Below are 24,287 nucleotides of genomic sequence, written 5' to 3'. Positions count from 1 at the left end.
ACGCACCTCGCCGTACTGAGGTTATCAGATTCGAGACATAGTGTCTCGTTACTGACTGGAAACGTTCCCCAGGCGATCGGCGGCGGCTGACAGGTCGGCGAGGTCTGCGGTGGCGGCGAAGTTCAGGCGGAGCCAGGCGGCCGGCTTCTCGGTGGCGAAGAAGCGGTCGCCGGGGCTGACGATGACGCCCGCTTGCCGCGCTTCGACCGCAGCGGCTACATCATCGGTCGGCAGACGCACCCAGAGGTGCAGACCGCCGGTCGGGACCTGATTCACCTGCCAGTCCGGCCGAGCATCGGCGAGTGCGTTGACCAGCGCTCCACACCGATCGCGCAACGCCACCGCGAGACCGCGCAGGTGCCTGTCCCAGGTCGGCGAGCTGAGCAACTCGAGCGCTGCCTCCTGCAAAGGACGAGCGACGAAGAAGTCGTCCACCTGCCGGATCGCTCGCAACCGTTCGAGCACTGGCCCGCGCGCGATCAGTGCACCGATGCGCAGACTCGGCGCGGCGGGCTTGGTCAGTGAGGTCAGGTAGATGACTGTCCCGTCCCGATCCATGCTGAGCAAGGGCTTCGGCACAGTTCCACCGTGATGAAGGAGCCGCGCGAAGTCGTCCTCGAGCACGAACGCGCCGGCCGCGCGGGCAACCGCGAGTACCTGCTGCCGCCGTTCGTCGCTCAGTACGGTTCCGGTCGGATTCTGGTACGTCGGTTGACAGTAGAACAACCGCGCTCCCGACCGAGCGAACGCCTCCGCGAGCAGATCGGGCCGTACGCCGTACTCGTCCAGCGGAACGGGGATCGGACTCAGCCCGGCCGCGCGGGCCGCCGCCAAGGCGCCCGGGTAGCTCGGCGACTCGACCAGCACCGGACTTCCTGGCGCTGCGATGGCCCGGAAGGCGATCGACAATCCGCTCTGCCCGCCCGAGGTGATCAACACGTCGTCCGCGCGGACGTCAGCGTCGGCCAGTGCCGCGAAGACAGTCCGGAGCGAACTCAAGCCGGCCGCCGGGGCGCGATCCCAAGCATCAGGCCGTCGCGCTGCGCGAGCTAGCGCCGCGGTCAACGCCCGCGCTGGTTGCAGCGAGCCGTGCAGGTAGCCGCCGTCCAGCCGGATCGCCCCCTCCGGCGCCGCGGAGTCGGCCAGTGATTGGGCGTCGACGCTGCGGTCGGCGAGCGCGACCGTCTGCCAGCCGGTGTCGATCACAGCCTCGGTACGGCGTGCGCGCGGCGCCACGTAGGTGCCGCTGCCGGGCCTGGTGATGACGACACCTTCCGCGGTGAGTTGCGCGATGGCCCGAGCGACCGTCCCCGGACCGACCCGATGCCGGTCGATCAGCTCACGACTGCTCGGCAACCGGTCCCCCGGGGCCAGTTCGCGGACGACAGCTCGTAGCGTCGTCAGCAGCTCTGCAGAAGTGCTACTGTCATTCATGAGAGCACATAGTAGCGCTTCTGCGACCTGGGGAGAATCGCTTCCCGTACTCCGCGCCGACACCCCGGGCTGCGAACAGGTCATCCACTTCAACAACGCCGGCTGCGGGCTGCTCGCGACTCCGGTGCTGACGACGATGCTCGAGCATCTGCAACTCGAGGCCCAGATCGGCGGCTACGAGGCATCCGCGGCCCGCGCTGCCGAGGTTCGTGAGTTCTATGTGGAACTGGCTGCACTGCTCGGCGGGCGGCCGGACAACTTCGCCTTCGCCAGTAGCGCGACCCACGCCTACTCGACCGCGCTGTCGTCGATCGCGTTCGAGCGAGGTGATGTCATCCTCACCACGCGGAACGACTTCATCTCCAACCAGATCGCGTTCCTGTCGCTGCGCAAGCGATTCGGCATCGAACTCGTCCATGCGCCCGATCTGCCCGAGGGTGGTGTCGATGTGGCGGCGATGGCATTGCTGATGAAGGAGCACCGGCCCCGACTGGTCGCCGCCACCCACATCCCGACCAACTCCGGCCTGGTCCAGCCGGTCGCCGAGATCGGCCGGCACTGCCGCGAACTCGGCCTGCTGTACCTGGTCGACGCCTGTCAGTCGGTCGGCCAGTACCCGATCGATGTCGAGGAAGTCGGCGCCGACTTCCTCACCGGAACGTGCCGGAAGTTTCTCCGCGGACCGCGCGGATCTGGATTCCTGTATGTGTCCGACCGGGTGCTCGCGGCCGGCCACGAGCCGTTGTTCATCGACATGCATGGTGCGAATTGGACGGCGCCGGGCGCGTATACCCCGAGCCGTACCGCGTCCCGGTTCGAGGAATGGGAGTTCCCGTACGCAACGGTCCTCGGCTGCGCGGCCGCCGTACGGTATGCCCGGGAGGTTGGTATCGAGGCGATCTCCCGGCGGACCCCTCAACTGGCCGCCCGGTTGCGCGACGGGCTCGACGCGATCCCAGGTGTGCGGGCGCTCGACCGTGGTGAGCAGTTGGGCGCGCTTGTGACGATCGCGGTCGATGACTGGCAGCCGGAAGAGTTCAAGTCCGCATTGGATGCCCAAGGCATCAATTCGGCGTTGAGCTTCCGGAACTTTGCGCAGTTCGACTTCGGCGACAAGAACGTCAATTGGTGTCTGCGGCTGTCACCGCACTACTACAACACCGACGAAGAAGTGGACCAGGTCATCGAGACGGTCAAATCTCTTCGGCAGTGAAGACGACGTCGTGCAGACCGGAGGAACCGTTCGGGCGGGGTGCTGCCTGGGCGGCGGTCTGCACTTCGCCAGCCTTGTCGGTGGCGCGGACGGTGAGGCGGTGCATGCCGGGGGTCGCGTTCCAGCGGAACGTCCATTGGCGCCAGGTGTCGATGGTGTCCTCGGCGGCGAGTACGGCGGGCTGCCACTCGCCGTCGTCGACGCGCACCTCGACCTTCTCGATCCCACGCTGCTGAGCCCAGGCGACACCAGCGGCGATCGCGGGACCGGCTTTGATGGTGGATAACCCTTTGGGCACGTCGATTCGGGATGCTGTTTTGATCGGGGCCTCGACGGACCAGCCGCGGTCGGTCCAATAGGCGCTGAAGTCCTGGAACCGGGTCACCTCGAAGTCGACGATCCACTTGGTGGCCGACACGTAGCCGTACAGGCCTGGAACCACCATGCGAACCGGGAATCCGTGCTCGAACGGCAACGGTTCCCCGTTCATCGCGACGGCGAGGATCGCGTCGCGACCGTCGGTGAGCGCGGCCAACGGCGTACCGATCGTGAGTCCGTCAACGCTCGTCGACTTCACCGCATCGGCTCCCGCGCGGACCCCGACCTCATTCAGCAGGTCCGCCACCGGTACGCCGATCCACCGGGCGTTGCCGACATACGGTCCGCCGACCTCGTTCGAGACACAGGTCAACGTGATGTCGCGCTCGACCAACCGCCGATCGACAAGCTCCTTGAGCGACAACCGCAGTTCCTTGTCCACCATGCCGTGGATCCGCAGTTCCCAGTCGTCGGGATCAATGCGCGGAACCTCGAGAAGCGTGTCGACCCGATAGAACTTCGCATTAGGCGTCACAAACCTCGTCACCCCCGGTACGTCGACCTGCGCCGCCGCCGGAACCGCACTCGCTGGATCACCCGGCACCGGCACCCGGAACTTCTCCCGCAACGCTTCCCCGGCCCGAACCGGCAGCACCCTCGTCGCAGTCCATCCCGCAGCACCCATCACACCCAACGCCGACACAGTCACCAAGAACCGCCGCCGATCAAACCCCACCGGCTGCTCCTCAGATGCCGGCGGCTCCTCCGCCCCAAGCCCCGCCGACTCCGCCGGCCCATGCCCGGGCGACTGCTCCTTCTCACCCGCCTGCGGTGGCTCGGGTTTGAATACTCGCGCCACCAGCGACATGCTGATGACTGCGGTGAGCAGGGTGGCGATGGACGGCAGCAGGCGGTCCAGCAGGCCGGAGGCGGCTGAGCGGCTGATGATGGCGAAGGCCAGGCCTACCAAGCCCAGGCCGGCTGCCAACCCCACCGCGATGCGGCGACCGCCTCGGCTGGCGATGAGGCCGGCGACGGCGGCTACCACGACGAGTACTGCGCAGATGCCGAAGCGCAGGAGCGGGCGGTCCGCGGTACCGAGTTCGCGGACCGCCCAGTCCTTCACGGGGCCCGGCGACAGGTCGATCACCTGGACACCGACTGCGTCGACCGGCCAGGGGCCGCCTGTCACGGCCGCGACCAGGTAGCCGACCGCCAGTGCGGCACCGGCCGCCACAACTCCACCGACCACGCCCGCGAATCGCCGTACCGCTCTCGTCGCCATGGAGGTGCTTCGGAGCCGCGGCCCCGCCGGATTGGTCGCGTAGGGCGGACCGCCCCCACTCATCAACTTCGCTCAGCTGATGCAGTTCACGCTCAACGTCCGCCGCCCGACGTGCCCAAAGGAGGGTTAGTGAGTGGCGCAGGTCCGGATAGGTCAGCCGGTGATGGGGTCGGCGTGGGCTTCGGGGTAGCCGGCGGCGGCTAGGCGGTCTAGGGCCGCTTGGAGGACTGCAGTGTCTTCCAGGGTGCGGACCTCGGTGATCTTGCCCCAGCTCATCCGGATGAACTGGTTGACGACGTTCTCGTACCGCGTGCCGTCGGCGAGGCCTACGTCGACGGTGACGGCGGTGGCGACGCGGGTGTTCCAGGGCCAGCCGGAGACCAGGATCTCGTCGACAGTGAACCGGGTGTTGGGCAGCAGCCGGAAGGCTCGTTCCCACCAGCGGCGCAACGCCTCGTGGGTGTGGCGCTCGCCCGACAGGGCGTGGTCGCCGTAGAAGCGGTAGGTGAAGGTCGGCGCCATGCCCTGGACCATCGCCTCCCAGTTGCCGGCGGTGATCTCGGCGAAGGCCTTCCGGACCTGGGCCGCAACGAATCGGTGGTACATCGCTCACTCCTCTGACTCGGCTTCACCACCCAACCTACGGATAGTGCGTTCAATAACGCAACTGACTAGGATGGAGATCATGCGGAACACGTCGTTCGCGGGATTCCACTGTTCACTCGCCCAGTCGCTGGAGGTGATGGGCGACTGGTGGTCGCCGCTGATCCTGCGCGATCTCTACCTGGGTCTGGACCGGTTCGACCAACTGGTCACCGACCTGGGCATCTCGCGGAATCTACTAACCAACCGGTTGGAAACCATGATGGACGGCGGTCTGATCGCGCGGACGCCGTACCAGGACAACCCGGTGCGGTACCGGTACACGCTCTCCGAGGCCGGCCGCGAGCTCCTGCCGATCCTGATGGCGCTGACCGCCTGGGGCGACCGGTGGGTGACTCCGGACGGCGGCCCGCCGATCCAGTTCACCCACACGACGTGCGGTCACCGGACGACCCCGACAGTCGCCTGCTCCGAGTGTGGTGAACCACTCGACACCGAGCACGTCACGCCCACACCCGGCCCCGGCGGCCGCACCGCTCCAGGGACCGCGCTAATCGCGACGGTGATGCACTAGGGCGTGTACGCCGTCGCTGCGAGCTGCACGAAGGTGGGGATCAGCGGGTTGGTGTCGCTGGCAGACCAGGCAGCTACTACTGGGCTGGGCGGGAGATCAATGACCGGTACGACGACCAGTTCGTCCGACAGGTGGTGGCCGAGCGGGGCGAGGCCGACGGTCCCGTTCCAGAGCACAGCCTGGATGCACTCCTGAACGGCTCGGACGATCGGTCCCTCGCGAGATTCGCCACCGTTCCAGAACGACTGCCACGCCGGGTCGGTACCAGGCGGGAACTGGAACCACGCCCGGTCAGCCAGGTCGGCCAGCGCCAGGTGGTCGCGCGAGGCGAGTGGATCATCAGTGCGGAGTACGGCGCCCACCGGGTCGGCGCGGAGTTCGTGCAGGTGCAGACCGGTCGGGTCGAAGGGAGCGCGGGTGATGGCGATGTCGACCAGACCGGTGCGGAGGCCGCAGGTGGGGTCGGTGAGGTCGGCCTCGCGAATGGTGATGGTGACCGTCGGATGCAGTCGGCGGTAGCTGTCGGCGAGGCGGGCGATACCGGGATCGGTGCTGTCGGCAAGGATCCCAACCGTGAGGCTGGCCGCCGCGTTCACACGAGCGCGGACCAGCTCAGACTGCTCCAGCAGATTACGAGCTTCGACGAGCAGGGTCGCGCCGGCCGGGGTTAGCGAAACACCCGCAGCAGAGCGATGCAGAAGCGTCGTACCGAGGTCAGCTTCCAGCTGGCGGATCGCCCGGCTGAGCGGCGGCTGGCTCATGTGCAGGCGGTTCGCGGCCCGTCCGAAGTGGAGTTCTTCGGCGACCGCCACGAAGTAGCGCAGCAGTCGCAGGTCCATGACCAGCGATGATACCCAGTGGGTATCGGCGATGCGGAAGAAGTCTTGGACGGGTCTGATCGATCGACCAAGGATGATCACATGACTGACCATCCGATCGTCGACACCTCCACCGCTCAAGAGATCGCGCGGGATCTCGTCGTGATCCCCAACCAGGACGTCGATCTCGTCCCGAACATCGGCCTCATCGGCGGCTCACAAGCGGTCCTCGTGATCGACACTGGGCTCGGTCCGCGCAACGCCGAGCAGGTGCTGAAGTTCGCGACCGAGTACGCCGCGGGCCGGCGACTGTACTTGACCACGACTCACTTCCATCCGGAACACGCTTTCGGCGCAACGGCGTTCGCAGGCGAGGCGACGTACCTGGTGAACTCCGCGCAGGCGACCGATCTGTCGTCGAAGTGGGAGAGCACGCTGGCGATGTTCAACCAGCTCGGCCCTGCAGTGGCCCGCGAGCTCGACGGCGTCTCGCAACCGACGCCCGATATCGTCTACACCGATACGCATCAGATCGACCTCGGCGGTCGGGTGGTCCAGCTACGGCCGACCGGACGGGCGCACAGCAACGGCGACCAACTCATCGTCGTACCCGACGTCTCGGCGGTCTTCACCGGCGACCTCGTCGAGACCGGCCAGTTCGCCATCTTCCCGTGGTTCCCGCCGTACGAAACCGATGTCTCCGGCGTTGCCTGGATCAAGGTCATGGAGCAGCTGACCGCGTCGAACCCGACGATCGTCGTACCCGGCCATGGAGCTGTCGGCGACACGCGGCTGCTGGTCGACGTTCGCGACTACCTGACCGAGCTGCGGGACGAAACCTGGGTACGACGGGACTCGGCGCTGCCGGTGGAGACGATCGCCGAGGAGGTTCGGGCGCTGATGATAGAGCGGCACCCGGACTGGCGGCTCCCCGAGTGGATCGACCGTGGCGTCGGGTGTCTGTGTTCGGAGTACTAGTTCTCCAGGGTGATCTCGGAGCAATCAGTGAAGCGGAAGCTGTCGCCCGAGGTCCCGCCGTCGACGTGATTGTTGCGGATGGCAAGGTTTCGGACACTCTTGGCCTCGACCAGCAGGCCGCCTTCGAACGTGTTGTCCTCGATCCGGATGTTCTCGTGGACCGGACCATCGAAGACCGTGTTCTCCGGATTGATCAGGATGCTGGCGTGGTTCTTGGCGGGTCGGCGGAAGGTGTTGCGGCGGATCGTCAGGTCGCGGACCGGGCCGGACTCGTACCAGCCTGACGCGTCGGCGGTGATCAGGATCGCGGACATGTCCAGGCCGTCGAAGACGTTGTCCTCGATGACGGCCGGGCGGCGGGTGGCGACCAGAACTCCGCGGGTGGGGATGTTGCGGAAGGTGTTCCCGGCGACTCGGACCGACGGCGTGTAAGTGGTGTTCTCGACGGCGAAGGCTTCCGGATCCGCAACCACGTCGGCCGGTACGTCTCGATCGAGTACGACGGTCATCGTCGTCAGCTGCCTTGAGTCTCGGCCGGTCGGGCCGGTCACTGCGGTCACCGTCGTTTGGCCGACCGCGCGGAGGCTGGCTCGGTTGGTGATCTCGAGTTCGTCACCGACGGCGAACTGCGGGAACCCGGCGGTCTCGTCGTGCGCGTAGCGGAGGTGCAAGGTGCGACCGTCGATCGTGGTGATCGGGAGATAGGTCCCGTGGATGTTGATCGCGTCGTCATGTGCACCGTCGAAGGTGTTGCCGGTGATCGTCACGGTTCCCTTGACACCCGACATCTGCACGAAGTCCGCGAAGGCCGCTGCGATCCGCCCGGATGCGCGGTCGGTGACGAATTCATTGCCGGAGACCACGATGTTTTCGCTGAACTGGCCGAGGATTCCGAACCCGTGCAGGTACCGCGCCTGCAGATCGGTCACCGCGACATCCTTCGACTGCCAGATGAATCCGGCTGCTGTGTCTCGCGTGACCTCGCGCAGTGAATAGATCATTCCTCGCCCATCCGGTGTCGCTTCGGAGCCGTAGTCGATGCGCAACCTCCGTTCGCCGAGATCGGTCACCGAGATGACGTTCTCGAATAACCACGGTGGGCGGCGGCTTGCTAGGCCGGCTACTGGGTCGAACACCTGCTGGCCGTTGGACAGTTCGTCCGACGAGTGGCGCCAGTACGGCTGACCGTCGTACGGGCTTGGGTCGGTGAGGAATGAGACTTGGCCGACCTCGACGACGTACGGGCTGCCGGCGGGGACGGAGACGATGCGGTAGCCCGGGCCGGTCTCGATCACCGTCAGGTCGATGATGCGCGGGGCTGAGTGGTCGAACTCGAAGTTCGTCAGGGTGACGCGGCTGGATCCCAGGACGGCGAAGAGGCCGAGCTGGCCGTGCAGCTGGAAGTGCGAGCTTTGACCGTCGATGGTGAGGTCGTCGATGCCCTCGACGTACAGCGCGAATCGCTTGAAGCGGACCGCGGGGTCGGCGCCGGCTGTGTTCGACAGGTACAGCTCGTGGGGGACGGCCTGGTCCGGGTAGAAGTGGTAGGTCCCCTTCGGGAAGACCAACCGCTTGGGGCCGGCGACATCCCGCGCGACCTCGATCGCTGCCGCCACGGCCGCCGTACTGTCGGCGACCCCGGTGGGATCCGCTCCGAACTCCGTCACATCAAGCACGCTTGATCGTACATCATATAGGAAACGAAATCGGTGGCCGCTCACGACAGCTCATCGGATACTCGGGGGATGTCGGAAGTCGTCCCGTTGCGGCGGAACCGGCCGTTCGCGTTCTTCTGGACGGCTCAGTTGCTGTCGAACGCCGGTACGCAGGTCAGCGAGCTCGCGATCCCACTGATCGCCGTACTGACGCTGTCTGCGGGACCGACCGCGATGGGTGTGCTGACTGCACTCGAGTCGCTGCCGAGCTTGGTGCTTGCGCTGTTTCTTGGGGTGTACGTCGACCGCCTGCGGCGTGGGCGGTTGCTGTTCTGGTCCAACATCGGTCAGGGCGTGCTGATCGGAACCGTTCCACTGGCGGCCGCTTTCGGGGTGCTCACGATGGGGCAGCTGTACGTCGTGACCTTCGCCGTGGGGACTCTCGCGCTCGCTTACGGATTGGCGCACACGGCCTATGTGCCCGCGTTGGTCACCGACCGGCGGCAGTTGACCGCTGCTAACAGCAGTATCGCTCTCACCGACTCGGTCACCGCGGTTGCCGGTCCGGGACTCGGTGGTGTGCTCGTTCAGTTGCTTACGGCACCTATTGCGGTCGCTGTCGATGCCGCGTCGTTCCTGGTGGCCGCCGTACTGCAGGCCTTCGGTCGCGGGCCGGACCCGCTACCGCCTGCTGAGAAGGTGCGCTTCGGACTGTCCATCCGCGCCGGCTTCGCCGCCTTCCGGCAGCAGCCCGGGATTGTCGCCATCACCATCGGCAAAGGCAGCGCCGACTTCTTCCACTGGGGCGTCCTCGCCCTCTACGTCCTGTACGCCGTTCGCGAGCTCGGCCTCTCCCCAGCCGCCATCGGCGCCATCGCCGTCATCGGCTCCCTAGGCCCGCTGCTGGCCGGCCTCATCACCACACCCCTCACCCGCCGCTTCAGCACCGCCTGGACCGCCGTCATCGCCGCGATCCTCGTCGGCGGCGGAATCCTCATCCCCTTCGCCAACGGCCCCGACCTGCTCGTGATCGCCATCATCGGCCTAGGACAGTTCCTCCTCGGCCTAGGCGTAGTCCACCTGATCATCATCCGAGCCACCATGCTCCAACACACCATCGAGCCATCCCTGCTAGGCCGCGTAGGCGCCGTCATCCGCCTCATCGAATGGGGCACCGGCCCCATCGGCGGCCTGACCGGCGGCCTCCTAGGCGCCGCCATCGGCCTCCGCCCCGCCCTCATCCTCCTAACCGCCTGCACCCTGACCGCCGTCCCCTGGATAACCAGAGCCGCCATCCGCGGCTACCTAACCCTCCCCACACACCCGACCGACAGGACGTAGTCACCTACGCGGCGACGCATGTCAGGTAGTTGATGGAGCGGCGGACATACGTCGGGTGGTTCGTGGGGCGGGGAGGTATGTCGGGGGTGGTTGGCCGGGGTGGGGAAGGTTATGGGCCTCGGCGGTCCAAGATGCGCCCCACACTCACCACCTCGTGCGATGAGATCGGTTGGTGGCGGCGCTTGGCGGAACCCAGCCCTCGGCCGGCGTACTGCCAGTTCGTGCAAATGTGGGGAGAGGGGTGCCGTGAGGTGCGGGGGGCGGTCATTGTTGGTGGGGCGATCAGCACAGTCGGTGCGACTTCAGTGAGGAACTGTCCTATGCGAAGAGTTCGCTTTGCTCTGCCCATTTTGGTTTCGACGGCGTTGGCGCTTGGTGCCATCGGGGTGCCAGCTGTTGCCGCGGAGCCTCCCGCCCCACCAACAGCCGCCGGCAATCTGACGCCGGTTGAAGAGGTTCCGGTGCTTGCGGCGGCTGATGAAGCCGAGAAGGTTGCCGCCAAGTACGTAGGCTCGTATGCCGGCGCGCACTGGGACGCGGCCGCGAAGGTGTTGTACATCAATCTCGTGCAGCCAAAGGCGAAACAGGCTGACCGTCGGCAAGAACTGCAGGCCGCGATCAGCAGCCGACTGGCGACCTCGACAGTCACCACCAGGTATCGGTCGGTGCCGTTGTCGCTGGATGAGCAGAAGGCACTGATCGCCAAGTTCATGCAGGACCGAGGCAAGTGGGGCGGGAAGGCGGCTGTCGACAACGTGCTCAGTGGGTCCGTCGACGAGCTGACTGGCCGGATCAAGGCGCACGCGGTGAAGGGTGCGGCCGCCCTGCAGGCTGCGGCGCGGAAGAACTTCGGTAGCGCGGTCGACATCACGCCGGGCGCGGCCCCGCAGGCTCAGTCGCGGTACTACCAAGGTTCGCCGTACCTCGGTGGCATGGCTCTGTGGGACGACCAGAACGACCCCCGCACCGTGGGCACAGCAACCTGTACGGCGGGGTTCAACTGGACCCGCCATTCCGACGGCATGGGGTACGTGAGCACCGCCGGCCACTGTGCGTCCGCCGGCACGAGCATCTTCCAGGCTGACAAGAATCAGCGCATCGGCTACATCGGGACCAGGTACCTCAACAACAGCGAGTACATCGACTTCGCCTTCGTCAAGGTCACCGTCGGCGGCGTGCTTCCGATCGTGTACGTCGGCGGTGCGGACACCGACGCATACCGCGACGTCACGGGGATCGACACCGGGACAGTCACCGGGGTGACGGTCTGTTCGAGTGGGGCGATCACCGGCCTGGTCTGCGGAAGAATCGCGTCCCGCACGAGCTCGGTGGTGGTCAGTGGGGTGCTCCTCAACCAGCAGACGTGTGTTGACGCCGACGCCGGTGTGACTCGGCAGGGTGATTCGGGTGCGCCCTGGTTGACGACGTACGACCCTTACACAGTGAAGGCCTGGGGCCAGCACACCGGAACCGTGGACTGCGCCGGTGACAACAACGTGGACATGGTGTTCAGCACCGTGCAGAACATCTCCGCTCGTGCGGGTGCCACGCTGATGATTCGGTGAGACAGGCCGGCCGAGGCGGGGCGGTGCCTCGGCCGGCCTGTGATCAGTAGCCCGTGGTGGGGACCCACCAGGTGGGGGCGGGGTTGATGGTGACTGGGTTTCGCCAGGTGGAGGGGCGGTAGGTGGCGGGGGTTTGGGTGAGGTTCTCGACCAGCTGTTCGCGAAGGCGGTTGGTGGCGAAGGCGCCTACGACGTTCATCTGGGCGTCTCGGTAGTGGCGTTCGACTTCGTGGCCCTGGGTTACGCCCAACGCGCCGTGGATCTGGACTGCGCGTTGGGTGATCTCTACCGCGAGTTCGGTGGCGTAGACCTTGAGCATGCCGATGAGGTCTTTGGCGGAGTTGCCGGCCACGCGTTCGGTGGCGGCGCGGAGGGCTAGGACACGGGCGGCGTCGAGCTGGGCGCGAGAGTCGGCCAACTGGGCTTGGACGCCTTCCATGTGGGCCAAGGGGCGGCCGAAGGAGACGCGTTGTTTGGCGTGCCGAACTGAAGCGGCCAGCGCGGATTCAGCGGTTGCGATAGCGGCGATGGAGACCAGGAGCCAGCCCCAGGTCATGCCTTCGGCGAGTTCGGTGAAGGGGACGGGGATGACGTTGGCTTCGTCGACGTGGGCGTCGGTGTACACGATGCCGCCCCAGGGCATACCGCGCAGGCCCATGTGCGGGATCTCGTAGCGGCGGACGCCGGGCTGGTCGAGCTCGACGAAGGCCAGGCACCACTCGGGACCACCGTCGCCGACCTCCCGCCGCGCCAACGTCACCGCGAGATCGGCGCGCGGGGCGTTCGTGATCCGCGACTTCTCGCCGTTGATCACGAAGCCGTCGCCAGTACGGCGTACTAGCGTTTGATAGGTGGATGCGTCACTCCCGGCCGCCGTCTCGACGATCGCGAACGCGGCCAGGCGCTCACCGCTGATGAGCGAACGCACCAGATCGTCATGCTGCGAGTTCCCATACGTGCGCAGCAGATTGCCGCACAGCAAGGCTGAGACAGTCGCGGTCCAGTAGGTGCCGGAGCAGGCGCGAGCCAGCGACTCCATGGCGGCGACCTGCGCGGCCGCATCACCTCCGGTTCCGCCCAACTCAGCCGGGTGGAAGACGCCGAAGTAGCCACTGGCAACGAGTTCCTGCCAGTTCTCGGTGGGGATCGAACCGGTGGCGTCGACCTGAGCAGCGCGCGCCGCAATCCCGTCGTACGTAGCAGTCATCATCAATCCTCAAGAATCGACGCGGCGATCACAGGGCGCAGGACTTCCGAACCGCCACCGGACGAGACGAAGAAGCGCGCATCGCGGTACGCGCGATCCACCAACTGCCCCTCATCCGCGGCCGCCGGACCGGCCAGCTCCGCCGCGGCCTCAGTCACAGCCCGTACGGCGGATGCCGTGAACAGGCGGGCGGATGCCGCGTCCTGGTACGCGGTCGGCGCGGATTCGTCGAGCTGAGCGGCCACCTTCACAAGGAGTCCGGAGACGAGTTCGTTCTGAATGGCCAAGTCGGCCAAGGTGAAGCGGGCCGACTGAGAATCCAGCACGTGAGCGCCACGCAACTCACGCGTGCGGGAGGCGGCGAGCGAGTCGGTCGCGAGAGCACGGAGGATGCCCAGCCACGCAGCGCTGACGAAGACCCAGTCGAGCGCAGCCAGCAGCGGCTCAACCGAAGTAGCGGCGGCGCCCACCGCACCGAGGACGGCATCGGCCGGCACCTGACAGTCGTCGAAGACAACCCGTCCCCACGGACACGTGCGCAGCGCCGCCGGCGTCGACTCCTCGATGAAAAGACCAGGGGTGTCGGCGTCGACCAGGAACGCAGTACGAGACCCGGTGCTGTGCTCGGCGATCACCAGGAAGTGATGAGCTTTGGGGCCGAGGGCAACCAGTTCGAGGGCACCGGACAGCACCCAGTCGGCACCAGCAGCTCGGGCCGTCACCACCGCCCGGCCACCGGAGGTCTGCAGCAACGACAGCCCACCGATCCAATCACCAGCCGCAATCGACGGCAGATAACGCGACCGCTGCGCTTCGGTCCCGAAGGTCCGCAGTGGCACAGTCACCAGCACCGCGTGCGTAGCAACGGCGAGAGCGAGCCCAGGATCCTGCGATCCCTCCCCCAACGCCGTCAGCAACGCAGCCGTCTGTACGGCGGTCAGCCCGCCACCGAAGGTGCCCGGAACCGTCAGAGCCTTGAACAGGGTCTCGTCCCATTCGCGGTGCCGATCGCGCGTGGCGACGGTCGGACGAGCGAGATGACCGGCCAGCTGCCGGACCTGCTCGATCACCGCCCCAGCACCGTCAATGCTGTCACCAGGGAATTTCGGAAGCACGCTGAATCCCTTCCCTTCACAACTGCGGGCCAGATCTCAGGAAACGTATCCGTGAATCCCCAGGAGATCCGGAATCATCACGAAAAACCACCGGTCGGCAGATTTCGACACGCATCCTCGCTCGGCCTCACAAGGCTCCACAATCCTTGACACAGACCCGCTTGCCCCGCCTGGTCCGGCCCCCGCAAGGTTGTGAACAGCTCGCGAAGCCGCCCCGCTTTCACGACACCGGGGCTGCCCCGCGGCCGGAAACTCGCCATCCGCAGCCAAGGGAGCACAAACGCAATGGAATCAGCGGTAAGCACCGACGACGGGCAGGAAATCCGGCCCCGATTGTCCGACGCCACTTTGCGGGACTCGGCCCACATGGCCGGGGTCGAATTCGGCCCGCAGGACGCGGCGATCATTGCCGATCTGCTGGTGAAGACCGGCATCGAGCTCGTCGAGGTCGGCATGATCTCGGGCCCGAACAGCAAGGACGCGAACCTGATCGAGGCCACCCACGAGGCGATCGGTCCCGAGCGCAGCATGTCGCTCGTGGTGGTCCGCGACCGCCAGCAGGTCGCCACCGCCTTGGACGAGGCGCAGCGGCTCGGCGTCCACCACATTATGTACTCGATCCCGACCTCGGAGCAGCACGCCAAGCTCAAGCTCGGATCGCCCAGCCCGCGCTTCCTCGAGGCGCTGGCGAAGTCCGCGATCACGCAGGCCAAGGACCGCGGCTTCCACGTCACCTTCAGCGGTGAGGACGGCGCTCGCACCCCCAAGGAGCGCTTGGTTCCCTATGTCACAGCCGGTTTCGCGGTCGGCGCCGACCGGTTCCGCGTCGCCGAGACGGTCGCCTACTTGTCGCCGTGGCAGATGCAGGACCAGATCGCGAGCCTCACCGAGATCGACGGTTCCGAGATCGAGATCCACTCGCACAACATGCTGGGCATGGCCGTGGCGAACTCGCTCGCCGCGATCCGCGCCGGCGCCAAGTGGATCTCCGCGACCGTCGGCGGCATCGGCGAACGCGGCGGCAACGCACCCCTGGCCGAGCTGCTGATGGCGCTGCGCATCGTGCACGGCGACGACCGGTTCGACCTGTCGCACCTGACCGAGCTGTCCAAGGTCGCGCTGCGCGGCGCCGGCCTCGGTACGGCGTTCCAGTCGGGACCGACATCACCGCACGCCTTCGCCTACGAATTGCCGGGGCAACTCACCAACCCGGAAGCCTACGAAACCGTTCCGGCGGAATTGGTCGGCAATTCCCGCGAACTCCTGGTCCGCACCCGACTGACCCCAGCATTGGTCAAATGGGCATTGAAGGATTCCGACCTGACGGTCGATGTCGACGAATTCACCCCGTGGTTGATCACCCGGCAGGAAGAGACCGGCCGCCACTTGCTCGATCGCGACGGCATCCGTAAAGCCGCCGTCGACTTCCAGGCAATCTAAACCACCCTTAAAAGAAGACTGGAGTTCACCGATGTCCACCGCCACCCTTTCCGGTGTCTGCCCCGAGTGTGAGACCGACCTGACCGTTCCCGCGCTCGTCCAGGGCGAGACCTTCTCCTGCCCCGAGTGCATGCTGACGCTGCGCGTCGAGGGCATCGAGGACGGCCAGCTGCGCCTGTCGATGGTCGAGGTGCAGTTGCGCGACTGGGGGCAGTGAGATGCCCACGAAGTCCATCGCGATCGTCGCGGACCGGATCGCCTGGGAGGAGCGGCAACTGATCCAGGCCGGGCCCGAGTTGGGCCTGTCCGTCGAGTGGATCAACGACGAGTCGCTCTGCCTGGGCAACCCGGACGCCTCGGCGCTGGCCGGCTTCGACGCCGTACTGCTGCGCAGCCGGAGCTACACCCGGGGTGGTCTGATCGCCACCCTGGCCGAGGAGTCCGGCACCCGGGTGATCAACTCGGCGCACGCCATCAATCTGTGTGAGAACAAGGCTGTCCTCCGGACCGCGCTCCGCAAAGCCGGCATCCCGGTCCCGGAGTTCCGGATGGTCTTCTCCCGCTCCGACTTCACCAAGGCACTCACCGAGTTCGAGCTACCGGTCGTCCTCAAACCCGTGTACGGCGGGATGGGCAAGCGCGTCACGTTGATCCGCGAATCGGATCTCGCCCACTCCGTCTACGACTATGTCGAGGATCTCGGTCACGCGTTCGAGCAGGCCTGTCTGGTCGAACCGTTCCTGGCCGGCGGCGCCTCGGTGCGCTGCCTGGTCGTCGGCACCGAGCTGGTCGGTGTCGCCGAGTTCAGCACCGGCGGCGAGGACTGGCGCAACAACGCGGCCCTCGGCAACACCAGTCGTGCCGCGGCGGACGACCCGTACGTCGCCAAGATCGTCAGCGGTGTTCTCGACGTCCTCGGCCCCGGCATCTACGGCGTCGACCTCTTCCGTACGCCGAAGGGTTACGTCGTGAACGAGGTCAACCACGCACCGGGGTTCCGCGGTGTCGCCACCGCGACCGGTGTCGACGTGGCCGTGGCCATCGGCAACTATCTCGAGGAGGTGCTCGGATGATCCGGGCCGGAATCGTCGGCGCCTCCGGGCTGGCCGGCGGCGACCTGATCCGACTGATCGTCCAGCATCCCGAGCTGGAGCTCACGTTCCTCGGTGGTTCGTCGAACCTCGGCCGCCGCCCGGCCGAACTGCACCCAGGCCTGCGAATGGACCTCGGGCTGACGGTCCAAGAGGTAACCGCGGACGTCGCCGACAAAGTCGACGTACTGTTCCTCGCCACCCCCGCGCCAGTGTCGGCCGAACTTGCCCAGCTGCTGGCCGACAAAGGGCCGACGATCATCGACCTCAGCGGCGCGTTCCGGATCCGCACCACCGAGCTGCACGACCGCTGGTACCCGAAGGTCAACCGCAGCACCGAGCTCGCCGACCGCTTCGTGTACGGCGTCCCCGAGCTCATCGGCGATCAGTTGCCACAAGCAACCCTCATCTCGTTGCCAGGCTGCTACGCCACCTCCATCACGCTCGCCCTCGCCCCGCTCACCCTCGAGCTCGGCCTGGACCTCAAGACGGTGGTGATCGACGGCAAGAGCGGTTCGTCCGGTGGTGGTCTGTCGATGCGCATGACAGACCTGCACCCGCTCCGCAACGGCGCGATCGCCCCGTACTCCCCCACCGGCCACCGCCATGCCGGTGAGGTTCGCGACTTCTTCGAGCGCGCCAAGCCCGGAACCATCGGTTCGCTGTCCATGTCGGCGTACGGCGTCTCGCACGTCCGCGGCCTGATGACGAGCAGCTATGTCTTCACCGACGCCGAGGTCAACCTGCGCGACCTGCACCGGGCGTACACCCGCTTCTACAAGGGCAAGCAGTTCGTCCGCGTACGGCGGCACAACGAAACGCTGATCCCGGTCCCGGATCCGCAGGCTGTGCTCGGCTCCAACTACTGCGACGTGACCGTCCTGTACGACGAAGAGGCCAAGCGGATCGTGGCTCTCGCAGCGCTCGACAACCTCGTCAAGGGCGCTGCCGGACAAGCGATTCAGGCCGCCAACCTGCGGTTCGAACTGCCCGAGGAGAGTGGGCTGACGATGCAACCGGTGATGCCCGCATGAGCCCGATCGTGGTCAAACTCGGTGGCAGCTGCCTCGACGACCTGGCCGGCGCCTGGTGGAACGACTTGGCCGTGCACGCCGCGGAACACCCCGTCGTACTGGTGCACGGCTGGTCGAAGCCGCTCAAGCAGCTCAGCTCGCGGTACAGCGACCCGTCCGCGATCCTGCGCGACCGCTACGGCAACCAGAGTCGCTGGACCACGACCGAGGTGATCGAGGACATCAAGACGGTCAGCACGGTGATGGCCGACGACGTCGCTACCCGGTTGGAGTACCGCGGGATCACGCTCGAGCGGAAGCTCGGCAGCGACGGTCTCGTGTACGCCGGCCCCGGCGAGCGCTGGTGGTGGCAGGGCAAGCAATTGGTGGAACTGGAGAACCTGGTCGGCCCGATCACCAAGGTCGAGCCGAGCGTGCTCAAGAATCTCCGCCCCGGCCACGTCTACCTGGTCACGCCGCTGGCCAGCAATGAGCTCGGCCAAGAGGTCAACACCGATGCCGACCGGGCAGCTGCGGCCATCGCGGGTGCGATCGGGGCAACCAACCTCGTCCTGGTCACCGACGTGGCGCACCTGCTGATCGACGACCAGCCGGTATCGCGGATCGACGCCGACGCAGCCGCGGCCTTCCGCGACAAGGGCGCCACCGGAGGCATGCGCAAGAAGCTGCGCGCCGCTGGCGAGGCCTTGGAGCAAGGCGTGGCCGAGGTCGTCATCGGCAGCGCCCCCGTCTCCGACCTGTTAGCCGGACGCACCGGAACCGTGATCACCCGAGCTCCCGCCTCAGAGCTGGCGCCCGGCCGCGACGGCACCGCCACCCAAGCCCTTAAGGAGCAGTGACCATGGCGCAAGCTCGTGTGCTGGTCGTCAACAACAAGACCTTGTCTCTGCCTCAGCTCCGGAAGCGGTTCGAGGACTTCGGTGCGGCGACCGATGTGGTCAGCAGCACCGAGGTGCCGTCGAGGCTGAACGGCAGTCACCAGGCGATCGTGCTGAGCGGGACCAAGGTGCGGGCCTACGACACCGAGTACTACAAGCCGCTGATCGATCTCGTGATGACCTCGGACGTCCCGGTCTTCGGGATCTGCGGCGGGATGCAGATCATCGCTGTCTCCCAAGGCGCGGAGCTGGCCGAGGGTGAGCAGCGGGTGGGCGGGCACGACGCCGAGGTGGACAAGAGCGAGGCGCTGTTCACCTTCGTGAAGCCGACCGTGACGGTCTTCCACCGGCACACCCTCTATCTGCAGGCGGCACCGGCCGGCTTCCGGTCCATCGGCCGCTCGGACCACGCGCCGGTCGAGTTCCTGCGCTCGGACGACGGCCGGATCTTCGGATCCCAGGCCCACCTCGAGTTCCGCGACGACGGCCGCGAGATCCTCCGCGGTTTCGCCCAGCTCTTCCTCTGAAAGGACTTCTCGCATGACTGAGCACGACAAGCCCGCCCTGACCGTGCACCTGAACGGCGCCGGCGGCGAGATCAAGGGCTGGGTCGTCATCGACTCCCTGTACGACGGCCTCGGTATGGGCGGTACCCGGATGACGCCCGGGGTCACCGAGGCGGAGGTGGCCGGGCTGGCCCGCGACATGACCCACAAGTTCACCCTGGCCGGTCTGCCGATCGGCGGCGCGAAGGCCGGCATCGTCTCCGACGGCACTGATCGGGAGACCACGTTCAAGACCTTCGGCCGGACCGTGAAACCCTTGCTGCACGGGGGAATCCACCTCGGCATCGACATGGGCGTGACCCCGGCCGACCGCGCGATCTTCTTCGAAGAGGCGAAGTACGACCCGCGCTACCGCCTCGGCGCCCCGGACATGCCGATCGACTGGCGGACGTACTACGAGCCGCTGATCGACTGCACCGGCCACGGTGTCGGCGTCGGCGCGGTGACCGCGCTGGAGGCGAGCGGACGCAAGCAGGCGCGGGTCGTCGTACAAGGCTTCGGCGCGGTCGGCCGCGCGGTCGCGCAGTTCCTCCAGGCCCGCGGCCACGTGGTTGTCGGGGTTGCCGACATCGACGGCACGATCAGCGCCGACCGGCTGCCGGTCGACGACCTGATCGCGATCACCGACGAGTTCGGCCGGATCGACCGCACTCGCTTGCCGGCCAACGTCACGGTGTCGAGTGAATCGGACGCCTGGCTGGATGTCGACGCGGACCTGCTCATCCTCGCCGCCCAGAAGCGCGCGCTGAACGACGAGAACGTGCACCGGCTCCGGGCCGAACTCGTTGTCGAAGGCGCCAATATTGCCTCCACTCCCGAGGCTCAGGAGAAGGCGCGCGCGGCCGGCGCCGTACTGGTCCCTGGCGTGATCGCCAACATCGGTGGCGCGGCCTCGGCGGCGCTCGCGGTCACGCGCGTCGTACCGTTCGATCTCGAGGCCGAGGCCCGCAAGGCGTGGGTCTTCGACTGGGTCGGCAACCGCGTGAAGCTCAACACCCAGGCACTGCTGGAGATTGCCAAGGCCGGCGCGGGCGATCCGCTGCCCGAACTCCTCGCCGTACGACGTGCGGAGCGCGGCCGATGACTGCGGAGTACCGGCGTCGCGGCTGGTGGCGGGACGACACGTTCCTCGACGACCTGCGCAAGCAGGCTCGCGAACGGCCCCGCAAGCTCGCCATCGCTGGCCGCCGCCTTGAAGAGGCCCACACCGACACTCTGGACTACTCGGAGCTGTCCACGCTGACGGACCGATTCGCGGGAGCCCTTCTGCAGCTGGGGGTTGAGCGCGGCGACACCGTCGCGGTCCAGCTGCCGAACCGGTGGGAGATCGTGCCGCTGATGTTCGCCACCATGGCGGTCGGCGCGGTCATCGTTCCGATTGCTCCCGAGTGCCAAGGTGACGAACTGCACCACCGCCTCGCACTGACCGAGGTCAAGGTGTGCATCACCATCCCGGAGCTGGCCGACGATATCGGCGCCATGCAGGACGAGTTGCCGCTCGAGCACCTGATGGTGGTCGGCACGGCCGCGTTCCACGACCACTTCATTCGCACGCGCTGGGAAGACACATCCGATCTCGCGGGTCGACAGCTGCGGCCAGACGATCCGTTCGTCGTGCTGTTCACCTCCGGCACGACGGGTTTCTCCAAGGGCGTTGTCCACAGTCAGAACACCGTGCATTCCGGCGTACGGGGTTATGTGGACGCGTTCATGCTCAGCGACGACCTGGTCGTCGCGAACACCACACCGCTGGTGCACTACTCGGGCTTCGGCCAAGGGGTGCTCGCCAGCGTCTTGCTCGGCGGGACGGTCGCCTTCCAGGACGGTCCCGACAAAGCCGGCCTGCTGGACCTCGTGGAGCGCTATCGCGCCACGCTTCTGTATGGTCCCCCTCCAACCCTCAGCGGTGTTGCACGGGTCCAGCAGGCCGATCCGCACGACGTCTCGAGCCTTCAGCACACGGTCACCGGTGCAGCGCCGGTGCTCCAGGGGCTCGTCGACGAGATGCGATCGACGTTCGGATCGCGGACGTATTCGGTCTGGGGGATGTCGGAGTTCGGTCCGATCACGATCAGCCGGCTCGACTACGACCAGGACTGGGCCGCGCACAGCCACGGCCGGCCGATCGACTCGATGGAGATCCGGGTCGACCTCTGCCACGACCCGTCGAAGCGTGCTCCCGTCGGGCGGCTGCGAGTTCGCGGCGCATCGCAAGCGCTCGGGTATTTCAAGCAGCAGGACGTGTTCGACGCCGAGGTGTCCGAGGACGGCTGGTTCGACACCGGTGACGTCGCGCGTGAAGACGGTCGCGGCGGGATCCGGATCCTCGGCCGGGCCAAGGACACCATCGTGCGCGACGGAGTCGTCGTACCGATGGCCGAGCTGGAAGCCGTCATCTCCCAGCACCCGAAGGTCACCGAGGCCGCACTGGTCGGCACGACGGGCTCGACCGACGACCCGATCCTCGCCGTAGCAGTTGCCCAAGGCAACACCAGGCCAACCCTCCAGGAGATCCACGTCCACCTACGCAATTCCGGACAGGACGAGCGGTTCTACCCCGAGCGGTTGGAGGTCGTCGACGTGCTGCCGAAGACGTTGACCGGCAAGGTCCGCAAGGTCGAACTCCGAAAGCTCTACGCATGAAGATGTCCGCGACCCTGGCCGCCGACGAGGAGTTTGAACGGCGGCGGCTGGCCGGGGAGCAGGTGTTGTTCCTGGCCACCGGTGAGATCGGGCTGCCGGTTCTGCCGGAGTTGCGCGAGCACCTGATCGCGGCGGCCGGCCGGAACGCGTACGGGCCGGTGGCAGGTTCGGCCGAACTTCGGCTGGCGGCTGCGGGCTACTGGAGTCGTCGCGGTCTGCCGACCGATCCGGCTGACGTGGTCTGCGGACCGGGTACCAAGCCACTGCTGTTCGCGCTGATGCTCGCGGTCGGCGGCGATGTCGTCGTACCGGTGCCGACGTGGGTCAGCTATGCCGCGCAGGCGCAGCTCGCCGGTCTGCAGTCGATTCCGGTACGGACGCGGCCGGGGGAAGGCGGCGTACCGGATCCGACCGAGCTCCGCAGCCAGGTGCTCAACGCTAGAGCCAAAGGTGGAAATCCGCGCAGTGTCGTGGTGACACTGCCGGACAATCCGACCGGAACGATCGCCAAGCCCGAGACGGTTCGCGAGCTCGCCGAGGTGGCGCGCGAACTGGACCTGGTGATCATCTCCGACGAGATCTACTGCGATCTCGCCTACGCACCCACCGTTTCCCCAGCGACCTACGCACCGGAACGCACAGTCGTCACCACCGGCCTGACGAAGAACCTGGCCGTCGGCGGCTGGCGCCTCGGCATCGCCCGCCTGCCAACCATCGAACTCCGCACCCAACTCATCGGAATCGCCAGCCAGGTCTGGTCGAGTACGGCGGCTCCCGTCCAGGCGGCGGCTGCGTACGCCTTGGCCGAACCGCCGGAAGTGATCGAGCGAGTGGCGGCGTCTCGCCGGTTGCACGAACGCGTCGTACGGGAAGTTGCCGCTGTCTTCACCGCGATCGGCGCAGAACTCGCCCCGGTCCAAGCCACCTGTTACCTCTACCCCGACTTCGAGCCGCTTCGCGGACAGCTCGGCGTCAACAGCAGCGACGAACTCACCGAGCTGCTCAGCACCCGGTACGGCGTCGCCCTGCTCCCCGGCACGGCGTTCGGCGAACCCCAGCGCTCACTGCGGATCCGGGCCGCGACCAGCCGCCTGTACGGCGAAACCGATGCCGAGCGCTCAGCCGCACTAGCCGCGCAGGCCCCCCTCACCCTGCCCTGGATCAGCGCGTCCATCGACCGCCTGACCGAAGTCCTGACCCACCTGACCAACACCAAGGAGAGCAATGTCCACCGTCATCTTCGAAGTTGAGTTCCGCGGCCGGCGCTACGCGGGGGTGGGGTTGCCGACCGATGCGCCGGTCACCCTGTTCCCGGTGGCCGAGGACCAGTTGCGGAACGCCGTACTGGCCGGTGGCGGCACGCAGGCGCTGCTGGACTCGCTGACCTCCGGGACCGACACGATCACGGTCTCGGCCGACGACCCGGAGGTGCACTTCCTGCCGCCGCTGTTGCCGGCCTCGAACAACTCACTCGTCACCGGGTTCATGGGCACGCATCGCTCCAAGTTCCCGGCGCCGCCGGCCCCGGACGAGGAGTTCAAGGCGCCGAACTGGCTGATCAAGGGCTTCGGCTCGTGGCTGGAGACGAACGGCGGGCCGCTGACCGTGCCGTCCACGGCGGACGAGCTGCTCGAGGAGCCCGAGGTCGGACTGGTCTTCGTCAACGACGAGTTCGGCAACCCGCACTACGCCGGTTACACGTTCGGCAACGACCTGAACGACATCGGGCTGCATCTGCAGAACCCGTGGGGCTGGACGCCGTACGCGAAGCTCTGTGACACCTCGCTGACGCCGTGGCTATTCCTCGGCGAACCGCCGACCACTGTCACCGGGCAGATCATCATCGAGCGTGACGGCGAGGTCGCCTGGAAGGGTGACTTCTCAGCCGGCGCCGACTCGATCTTCCAGCGCGTCCCGGACATGGTCGACAACCTCTTCGGGTACGCCGGCATGCGGCGGCCCGGCCTGGTGAACTACCTGCTCCTCGGGTCGGACAAGGCCAGCTGGCACGCGGGCTACCGGATCGCCGACGGCGACCGGATCATCTTCGACATCGCCAGCCACGGCGTCGTCCTGGCCAACGATGTCGTGTACGCCGGTCAGGCGGAGACCGCGGCCTCGGACGGGTTCGGGGTCTGGGGGGCGCCCTCTGCCTGAGCCTCCCGGACCGCGACCAGGTACTCGGAGATGGCATCGCGGTTGCGCTCGAGGAAGCGGATGCGCTCGGACATCCGGTCCCGTTCGCCTTCGAGGAGCGCAACCGTCTCGACGGTGGGCGCGGAGATCCGGATCGCCCGCGGGGTGTCCATACACGGCAGGACCTCCCGGATGACCCGGGTCGGCAGTCCGGCGTCCAGCAGGCCGCGGATCTGGATCACCTTGTCCACACAGGACTCGGCGTAGTCGCGGTAGCCGTTGGCGGATCGCTGCGAGCCGATCAGGCCCTGCTCCTCGTAGTAGCGCAACAACCGCCGGGACGTCCCGGTCCGCTCCGCCAGAGTTCCGATCCGCATGTGGTGCACCTCACAT

General features: G+C 67.0%; 23 protein-coding genes. 15 read left to right on the top strand and 8 right to left on the bottom strand.

The window, feature by feature from the left end; genetic code table 11:
* Positions 1–48: 48 nt before the first annotated feature.
* Positions 49–1,434 (bottom strand): PLP-dependent aminotransferase family protein, encoded by a 1,386-nt coding sequence (locus tag ACFTSF_RS06325; protein ID WP_380152784.1) that lies wholly within the window; start codon positions 1,432–1,434, stop codon positions 49–51.
* Here ACFTSF_RS06325 and ACFTSF_RS06320 point away from each other — a divergent pair.
* Positions 1,433–2,647 (top strand): aminotransferase class V-fold PLP-dependent enzyme, encoded by a 1,215-nt coding sequence (locus tag ACFTSF_RS06320; RefSeq protein ID WP_380152783.1) that lies wholly within the window; start codon positions 1,433–1,435, stop codon positions 2,645–2,647. The genes ACFTSF_RS06325 and ACFTSF_RS06320 overlap by 2 nt on opposite strands.
* Here ACFTSF_RS06320 and ACFTSF_RS06315 read toward each other — a convergent pair.
* Positions 2,628–4,250: a molybdopterin-dependent oxidoreductase gene (locus ACFTSF_RS06315; protein ID WP_380152781.1), complete on the bottom strand. Its 1,623-nt coding sequence runs from the start codon at positions 4,248–4,250 to the stop codon at positions 2,628–2,630. The two genes, ACFTSF_RS06320 and ACFTSF_RS06315, sit on opposite strands and share 20 nt — an antisense overlap.
* Before the next feature lie 153 nt (positions 4,251–4,403).
* Complete coding sequence (locus ACFTSF_RS06310) at positions 4,404–4,856, bottom strand: nuclear transport factor 2 family protein (protein WP_380152780.1); 453 nt, start codon at positions 4,854–4,856, stop codon at positions 4,404–4,406.
* Positions 4,857–4,935: 79 nt separating this feature from the next.
* Between ACFTSF_RS06310 and ACFTSF_RS06305 the strand changes: the two genes are divergently transcribed.
* Positions 4,936–5,427 carry a winged helix-turn-helix transcriptional regulator gene (locus ACFTSF_RS06305; protein WP_380152779.1) on the top strand — a complete coding sequence of 164 codons (492 nt, stop codon included), beginning with the start codon at positions 4,936–4,938 and terminating at the stop codon, positions 5,425–5,427.
* Here the strand turns inward: ACFTSF_RS06305 and ACFTSF_RS06300 are convergent.
* Positions 5,424–6,266: a LysR family transcriptional regulator gene (locus ACFTSF_RS06300; RefSeq protein ID WP_380152778.1), complete on the bottom strand. Its 843-nt coding sequence runs from the start codon at positions 6,264–6,266 to the stop codon at positions 5,424–5,426. The genes ACFTSF_RS06305 and ACFTSF_RS06300 overlap by 4 nt on opposite strands.
* Positions 6,267–6,347: 81 nt before the next feature.
* Here ACFTSF_RS06300 and ACFTSF_RS06295 point away from each other — a divergent pair, with 81 nt between their 5' ends.
* Positions 6,348–7,223 (top strand): MBL fold metallo-hydrolase, encoded by an 876-nt coding sequence (locus ACFTSF_RS06295; RefSeq protein ID WP_380152776.1) that lies wholly within the window; start codon positions 6,348–6,350, stop codon positions 7,221–7,223.
* Here the strand turns inward: ACFTSF_RS06295 and ACFTSF_RS06290 are convergent.
* On the bottom strand, positions 7,220–8,890 hold the full coding sequence (locus ACFTSF_RS06290; protein ID WP_380152775.1) for a right-handed parallel beta-helix repeat-containing protein: 1,671 nt from the start codon (positions 8,888–8,890) through the stop codon (positions 7,220–7,222). The genes ACFTSF_RS06295 and ACFTSF_RS06290 overlap by 4 nt on opposite strands.
* Positions 8,891–8,968: 78 nt before the next feature.
* Here ACFTSF_RS06290 and ACFTSF_RS06285 point away from each other — a divergent pair, with 78 nt between their 5' ends.
* Positions 8,969–10,219 (top strand): MFS transporter, encoded by a 1,251-nt coding sequence (locus ACFTSF_RS06285; protein WP_380152773.1) that lies wholly within the window; start codon positions 8,969–8,971, stop codon positions 10,217–10,219.
* 386 nt (positions 10,220–10,605) lie between these two features.
* Positions 10,606–11,784 carry a hypothetical protein gene (locus ACFTSF_RS06280; RefSeq protein ID WP_380152772.1) on the top strand — a complete coding sequence of 393 codons (1,179 nt, stop codon included), beginning with the start codon at positions 10,606–10,608 and terminating at the stop codon, positions 11,782–11,784.
* 43 nt (positions 11,785–11,827) lie between these two features.
* Here ACFTSF_RS06280 and ACFTSF_RS06275 read toward each other — a convergent pair whose 3' ends face one another.
* Together ACFTSF_RS06275 and ACFTSF_RS06270 are read right to left on the bottom strand one after the other, a co-directional pair.
* Positions 11,828–12,991: an acyl-CoA dehydrogenase family protein gene (locus ACFTSF_RS06275; RefSeq protein ID WP_380152771.1), complete on the bottom strand. Its 1,164-nt coding sequence runs from the start codon at positions 12,989–12,991 to the stop codon at positions 11,828–11,830.
* A gap of 2 nt (positions 12,992–12,993) precedes the next feature.
* Complete coding sequence (locus ACFTSF_RS06270; RefSeq protein ID WP_380152770.1) at positions 12,994–14,106, bottom strand: acyl-CoA dehydrogenase family protein; 1,113 nt, start codon at positions 14,104–14,106, stop codon at positions 12,994–12,996.
* Between the two features lie 285 nt (positions 14,107–14,391).
* On the opposite strand from ACFTSF_RS06270, the gene ACFTSF_RS06265 reads away from it, so the two are divergent.
* Genes ACFTSF_RS06265 through ACFTSF_RS06220 form a run of 10 tightly spaced genes read left to right on the top strand, consistent with a single transcriptional unit; the run spans position 14,392 to position 23,915 of the window.
* The gene (locus ACFTSF_RS06265) at positions 14,392–15,546 is read left to right on the top strand and encodes a hypothetical protein (RefSeq protein WP_380152769.1); all 1,155 of its coding nucleotides are present in this window, start codon (positions 14,392–14,394) and stop codon (positions 15,544–15,546) included.
* A gap of 31 nt (positions 15,547–15,577) precedes the next feature.
* Complete coding sequence (locus tag ACFTSF_RS06260; RefSeq protein ID WP_344155914.1) at positions 15,578–15,763, top strand: hypothetical protein; 186 nt, start codon at positions 15,578–15,580, stop codon at positions 15,761–15,763.
* A 1-nt stretch (position 15,764) separates the two neighbouring features.
* Positions 15,765–16,619 (top strand): RimK family alpha-L-glutamate ligase, encoded by an 855-nt coding sequence (locus ACFTSF_RS06255; RefSeq protein WP_380152768.1) that lies wholly within the window; start codon positions 15,765–15,767, stop codon positions 16,617–16,619.
* Entirely contained in the window at positions 16,616–17,671 is a 1,056-nt protein-coding gene (gene argC / locus ACFTSF_RS06250) for an N-acetyl-gamma-glutamyl-phosphate reductase (protein WP_380152767.1), read from the top strand. The genes ACFTSF_RS06255 and argC overlap by 4 nt, the downstream gene beginning before the upstream one ends.
* The gene (locus tag ACFTSF_RS06245) at positions 17,668–18,510 is read left to right on the top strand and encodes a hypothetical protein (RefSeq protein ID WP_380152766.1); all 843 of its coding nucleotides are present in this window, start codon (positions 17,668–17,670) and stop codon (positions 18,508–18,510) included. Before argC ends, ACFTSF_RS06245 begins: the two co-directional genes overlap by 4 nt.
* Before the next feature lie 2 nt (positions 18,511–18,512).
* Positions 18,513–19,076 carry a gamma-glutamyl-gamma-aminobutyrate hydrolase family protein gene (locus ACFTSF_RS06240; protein ID WP_380152765.1) on the top strand — a complete coding sequence of 188 codons (564 nt, stop codon included), beginning with the start codon at positions 18,513–18,515 and terminating at the stop codon, positions 19,074–19,076.
* 13 nt (positions 19,077–19,089) lie between these two features.
* Positions 19,090–20,199: a Glu/Leu/Phe/Val dehydrogenase dimerization domain-containing protein gene (locus tag ACFTSF_RS06235; protein WP_380152764.1), complete on the top strand. Its 1,110-nt coding sequence runs from the start codon at positions 19,090–19,092 to the stop codon at positions 20,197–20,199.
* Positions 20,196–21,758, top strand: a complete 1,563-nt coding sequence (locus ACFTSF_RS06230) for an AMP-binding protein (RefSeq protein WP_380152763.1) — start codon at positions 20,196–20,198, stop codon at positions 21,756–21,758. The genes ACFTSF_RS06235 and ACFTSF_RS06230 overlap by 4 nt, the downstream gene beginning before the upstream one ends.
* Positions 21,755–23,008: a pyridoxal phosphate-dependent aminotransferase gene (locus ACFTSF_RS06225; RefSeq protein ID WP_380152762.1), complete on the top strand. Its 1,254-nt coding sequence runs from the start codon at positions 21,755–21,757 to the stop codon at positions 23,006–23,008. Before ACFTSF_RS06230 ends, ACFTSF_RS06225 begins: the two co-directional genes overlap by 4 nt.
* On the top strand, positions 22,983–23,915 hold the full coding sequence (locus ACFTSF_RS06220) for a hypothetical protein (protein ID WP_380152760.1): 933 nt from the start codon (positions 22,983–22,985) through the stop codon (positions 23,913–23,915). The genes ACFTSF_RS06225 and ACFTSF_RS06220 overlap by 26 nt, the downstream gene beginning before the upstream one ends.
* On the opposite strand, the gene ACFTSF_RS06215 is transcribed toward ACFTSF_RS06220, so the two are convergent.
* Positions 23,858–24,271, bottom strand: coding sequence for a MerR family transcriptional regulator (locus ACFTSF_RS06215; protein ID WP_380152759.1), 414 nt, complete (start codon positions 24,269–24,271; stop codon positions 23,858–23,860). The two genes, ACFTSF_RS06220 and ACFTSF_RS06215, sit on opposite strands and share 58 nt — an antisense overlap.
* Between the last annotated feature and the right edge of the window lie 16 nt (positions 24,272–24,287).

Origin of the sequence: Kribbella sp. NPDC056951 (assembly GCF_042674205.1) — a bacterium.
GTDB classification, from domain to species: domain Bacteria; phylum Actinomycetota; class Actinomycetes; order Propionibacteriales; family Kribbellaceae; genus Kribbella; species Kribbella yunnanensis.
This window is presented reverse-complemented; position numbering and strand designations above follow the sequence as displayed.